Origin of the sequence: Streptomyces sp. XM83C (assembly GCF_023072675.1) — a bacterium.
Lineage (GTDB): Bacteria > Actinomycetota > Actinomycetes > Streptomycetales > Streptomycetaceae > Streptomyces > Streptomyces thermocoprophilus.
Map to the genome: position 1 here is coordinate 1 of NZ_JALLGL010000375.1, position 5,341 is coordinate 5,341.

The window sequence follows — 5,341 nt, forward strand, 5'->3', positions numbered from 1 at the left end:
GGAGCGGGGGGATTCCTTCGGGGTTTGCTCATGATCAGCAGGGGGCGGAGAGCGCGGCTGCGAACTATGCGATGGTGCTGGGCTCTGACGGCATGTTCAACGCCGCCAGACGCCACGAGATCGTGCAGACCATCTCTGACCCGAGTGCCGTCGACCAGCTCCAGGCGGGCTTCGACGCGGACTACTCCGCGGCCTTCCTGAAGAAGATCGGTCTCAACGACGACGGCAGCGCCCGCCCGGGCACCACCTTCGTCAACCGCACCATGCCTGCGGGCACCAAGACAACGTCCTTCACTACCAGCACAGCCACCGTCGAGGTCTGGTGCAACGGCCTCTTCGGACTGGCCAGCGAGGACTCGACGAATCCCGTCACGAGCGGCTGGTTCACCGTGACGATCAAGCTGAACTGGTCCGGCAACGACTGGAAGGTTCTGGAGACCAGCCAGAAGACCGGCCCCACTCCGGTGGCGGGAGACAACCCCGTTTCCGGCGCCGATGAGATCAGCAAGGCGGTCAAGGAGTTCGGAGGGTTCACCTATGCCCGCTAACCGCCGCGTCCTCACACTGGCTGGGGCTGTCACCGCCGTAGAAGCGATCGCAGTGCTGGCAACCACACGTGCCTTCGCCGCGCCATCGCCCAGTCCCAGTCCTTCGCCGAGCCCCTCACAGAGCAGCGACCCCTGCGCTCTGATCGCCGGGCCGGCCAAGAAGTACTGCGAACGAGGCAACCCAACCAACCACCCCTCCACCCCCGGCACAACCCAAGACCCCAACTCCACCCTCGACCCCCTCAGCTCCCTCGCCAAGGGCTGCGCCGAGGCCGCCTCCTGGACCGTCGACAAGCTCAGCGCAGCCGTGAAGAACACGGCCTCCGTCGACTTCACCAACCCGAAGTTCCTCCAGCAGTACGCCATCGTCTTCGCCGCGTCGGCCATCCTGACGCTCGTGCTGTGGCTGCTGGCCGTGGCCAAGAGGGCGATCCGCGGTGTGCCGTTCACCACCGCCGTGTCCGAGGCGATCGGGTTCCTCTGGCTGACCGTCCTGGCCTCCGCGTTCACGCCGCTGATCCTCTACACGGTCGTCTCGGCGACCGACGGCGTCAGCGACGTCCTCGCCAAGGCGACCGGCGACCAGACGGACACGTTCTTCGGCACCTTCTCCGAGGCCCTGAAGAAGGGCACCGACATCGGCGGCGGCCCGATCATGCTGATCATCGTCAGCCTGATCTCGATTCTCGCCGCCGGCGTGCTCTACCTGGAGCTGTTCCTGCGGGCAGTCCTCCTGTACGTCGGCGCGCTGCTCGGCGTCGTCGTCTACGCCGGCCTCGTCGACAAGAACCTGTGGGGCCACGTCCGCCGCTGGGCCGGGATCATGATCGCGGTGATCCTCGTCAAGCCGGTCATCGTCATCGTCCTCGGCCTGGCCGGGGCGCTCAGCACCGACGACGGCCCCGACTCCCTCGCCGCCGTCGTCTCCGGCCTCGCCATCATCCTGCTCGCGATCTTCGCCAGCGGCATGATCTACCGCTTCGTGCCCGGCTTCGGCGACGAGATCGCCAACTCCCGCAACAACCGCATCATGCAGAGCGCCGAGAGCAAGGCCGCCGCCGTCATCAGCTCCCCGGCCACCCTCGTCGCCCAGGGCATCAAGACCCACAGCACCCGCGCCGACAGCAACGGCGGCGCCGCCGCGGCCACGACGAGCAGCACCCCCCGCCCGGCCAACCCGGCCACCGGCGGCGTCGCCGCGCACAGCAGCCGCACCCCGACCGGTGGTGGCGGCGGATCTGTCCCCTCCGCCGCACCCCCGCCCCGCGCCAGCACCGTCCACACACCTCACGCCAGCACGACCCGCAACACCGGCAACAGCCCCAACCGCACGGGAGGTGAAGGGCGTTGACGACCGACTCCCATGTGTCCCACCCGGTCACGCCCCGCCGTACGTATCTGATCGGCCGAGCCCGGCCGAACGCCATCGTCGGCCGCAACCGCGAGACCGGCGAGATCGCGCTGATCATCGCCGGCGCGTTCCTCGGCATGATGTGCGGCCTCCTCGTCCCCGTCCTCCCGCTGCGCATCGTGCTGCTCACCGGCTTCCCGCTGCTCGCGCTCGCCGCGGTCTACGTGCCGTACAAGCACCGCACGTTCTACAAGTGGTTCGAGATCAACCGCAGCTACAAGCGCACCCTGCGCCGCGGCGCCACCTACCGCTCCGGCGCCATCGAGGCCGGCACCCGCCTCGACGGCCGCGAGGTCGAGATCGGGCCCCCACCCGGCATCGGCCGCATCACCTGGCTGTCGGCACCGTTCGGCCCCGACGAGATCGCCGTGCTGCTGCACGCCGACCGGCGCACCGTCACCGCCGCCATCGAGATCGAGGGCCCCGGCGTCGGCCTGCGCGACAGCGAGGACCAGGAAGCCCTCGTCGACCGGTTCGGCACGCTCCTCAAGCACGTCGCCAACGGGGACGGCTTCGTCACCCGCTTGCAAATGCTCGCCCGCACCCTGCCCGCAGACCCCGACGCCCACGCCAAGGACGTCGCCGTACGCGGCGACGACAAGGCCCCGCCGTGGCTCCAGCAGTCGTACGACCAGCTGCTGTCGATGGTGTCCACCTCCAGCGAGCAGCACCGCGCCTACCTGGTCGCCTGCATGCACTACACCCGCGAGCTGGCCGCCGAGGCGCACGCCATGGCCCGCGCCGCCCGCACCCAGGCGGGAGGCCGCAGAGTCGACCGGGACGCGGGCCTCGCCGTCGTCATGGCCCGCGAGCTCACCGACATCTGCTCCCGGCTGCAGGAGGCCGACATCCGGGTCCGCCAGCCCCTCGGGCAGAGCCGGCTCGCCTCCCTCATCCACTCCATGTACGACCCGGACCACCCGATCGACCACATCCAGGCGATGACGAAACGCAACGCCTGGCCGGCCGAGCTGGACGCCACCGAGCCGACCTACCTCCAGGCCAAGACACGCGAGTCCTCCACCCGCGCGCCCTGGTGCCACGCCACCGCCTGGATCAAGGAGTGGCCCATGACTCCCGTCGGGGTGAACTTCCTCGCCCCGCTCCTCGTCCACACCCCGGACGTCATCCGCACGGTCGCCGTCACCATGGACCTCGAACCCACCGAGGTCGCCATCGAACGCATGCTGACGGAGAAGACCAACGACGAGGCGGAGGCCTCCCGCGCCGCGAAGATGAACCGCACCGTCGACCCGCGGGACATCGCCGCCCACAACCGTCTCGACCAGCGCGGCGAGGACCTCGCCAGCGGCGCCGCCGGCGTCAACCTGGTCGGCTACATCACCGTCTCCTCCCGCTCACCCGAGGCCCTGAACCGCGACAAGCGGACGATAAGGGCCTCGGCCGGAAAGTCGTATCTGAAGCTGGAGTGGTGCGACCGCGAGCACCACCGGGCATTCGTGAACACGCTGCCGTTCGCCACCGGAATCCGAAGGTAGGGGCTGATGCGCTGATGCGGGACCCGCTGTCCGTCCTCACGGACGCCTTCACGTCCTTCCTGTTCGGAAAGGTCGAGACGACCCGCCTGCCGGTCCGCACCTCCACCGGCCAGGCCCAGGCCGTGTACCTGCCGACGGCCGCGCCCGGCCTCGGCGACTCCGGCGTGATCATCGGCCGTGAGGTGTACTCCGGCAAGGGCTACATCTACGACCCGTTCCAGCTGTACGGCCAGCAGCTGCCCGCCCCGCACTGGCTGGTCCTCGGCGAGTCCGGCAACGGCAAGTCGGCGCTGGAGAAGACGTACGTCCTGCGCCAGCTCCGCTTCAAGGACCGCCAGGTCGTCGTCCTGGACGCGCAGGGCGAGGACGGCGTCGGCGAGTGGAACCTCATCGCGCAGGAGCTGGGGATAACTCCCATCCGCCTGGACCCGATGGCCGCCCTCGACCACGGCATCCGCCTCAACCCGCTCGACCCGTCCATCACCACCACGGGGCAGCTCGCCCTGCTGCGCACGATCATCGAGGTGGCGATGGGTCACGGCCTCGACGAGCGGGCCGGTTTCGCCCTGAAGGTCGCCCACTCGTACGTCAACGAGACCATCGTCGACCGCCAGCCCGTCCTGTCCGACATCGTCGAGCAGCTACGGCACCCGGAGCCGGAGTCGGCGGAGGCGATGAACGTCGCCATAGACGACGTCCGGGCGTGGGGCCTGGACGTCGCCCTGGTCCTGGACCGTCTCGTCGACGGTGACCTGCGCGGCATGTTCGACGGCCCGACCACGGTCGGCATCGACCTGGACGCCCCGCTGATCGTGTTCGACCTCAGCCACATCGACCGCAACAGCATCGCCATGCCCATCCTCATGGCGATCGTCGGCGTGTGGCTGGAGCACACGTGGATCCGGCCCGACCGCAAGAAGCGCATCTTCCTGGTGGAAGAGGCCTGGCACATCATCAACAGCCCGTTCGTGGCACAGCTGTTCCAGCGTCTGCTGAAGTTCGGCCGCCGCCTCGGTCTGTCGTTCGTCGCGGTCGTCCACCATCTGTCCGACGTCGTCGACGGCGCCGCGGCGAAGGAGGCGGCGGCGATCCTGAAGATGGCCTCCACCCGCACGATCTACGCCCAGAAAGCCGACGAGGCCCGCGCGACCGGCCGGGTCCTAGGCCTGCCCCGCTGGGCCGTGGAGATCATTCCGACGCTCACTCCGGGCATCGCCGTGTGGGACGTCAACGGCAATGTGCAGGTCGTCAAACACCTGGTCACCGAGACCGAACGCCCCCTCGTCTTCACCGACCGCGCGATGACGGAGTCCGCCAGCGACGTCACGGACGACGCCCTGCGCGCCGCCGAGCTGGAGGCGGAGGAGCGGGCGGCGGCCTTCATGGAACAGCACCTGGGCGACGCCGAGTCCACGGTGGCGTAGAGCAGGGGGTGGACGTGGCAGCGGACAACCAGCGCGGTCAGAGAACCGGTCAGGGCGGCATCCCCGACGGTCTGCTGGTGGGCATACTCGCGTTCCTGCTCGGCATGACCCTGCTGGTGTGGACGGCGACGGGCCTGGCGGGCTGGTTCGCGCACGGCGCCTGGCCGGACGGGGTGACGTTCACCCGCACCCCGCTGGCCATGCGGCATCTCATCGGCCAGCCGCACGACATGGCCGGTGCCTGGCCCGACACACCTCCCGCGCAGCTCTCCGGGTACGGCCTGTTCTGGGGGCTGTTCATCGGCCAGCTGATGGTCCTGTTCGTGCTGTCGGTGTTCGCGCTGGGCACGCTGGCCCGCTGGAAGGCCGGCCGGGCCAGGCGCCGCGCAGGGAGAACCTCGACGGCACCCCGCCCCGAACCGACGACACCCGACCCGGCCCACAAGACCACTACGGCAC

Annotated in this window: 4 protein-coding genes and 1 pseudogene; all 5 read left to right on the forward strand. The window is 69.5% G+C overall.

The features are described from left to right. Positions 1-548 (forward strand): hypothetical protein (locus MTQ10_RS27490; protein ID WP_247472974.1); only part of this gene is annotated, 548 nt, incomplete at its 5' end. Continuing rightward, on the forward strand, positions 538-1,899 hold the full coding sequence (locus MTQ10_RS27495; protein ID WP_247472975.1) for a hypothetical protein: 1,362 nt from the start codon (positions 538-540) through the stop codon (positions 1,897-1,899). The genes MTQ10_RS27490 and MTQ10_RS27495, both read left to right, overlap by 11 nt. Continuing rightward, positions 1,896-3,458, forward strand: coding sequence for an SCO6880 family protein (locus tag MTQ10_RS27500; RefSeq protein WP_247472976.1), 1,563 nt, complete (start codon positions 1,896-1,898; stop codon positions 3,456-3,458). Before MTQ10_RS27495 ends, MTQ10_RS27500 begins: the two co-directional genes overlap by 4 nt. A gap of 14 nt (positions 3,459-3,472) precedes the next feature. After that, positions 3,473-4,882, forward strand: coding sequence for an ATP-binding protein (locus tag MTQ10_RS27505; protein WP_247472977.1), 1,410 nt, complete (start codon positions 3,473-3,475; stop codon positions 4,880-4,882). A gap of 14 nt (positions 4,883-4,896) precedes the next feature. Beyond that, positions 4,897-5,341 (forward strand): annotated as a pseudogene (locus MTQ10_RS27510) (type VI secretion protein); the annotation flags it as partial.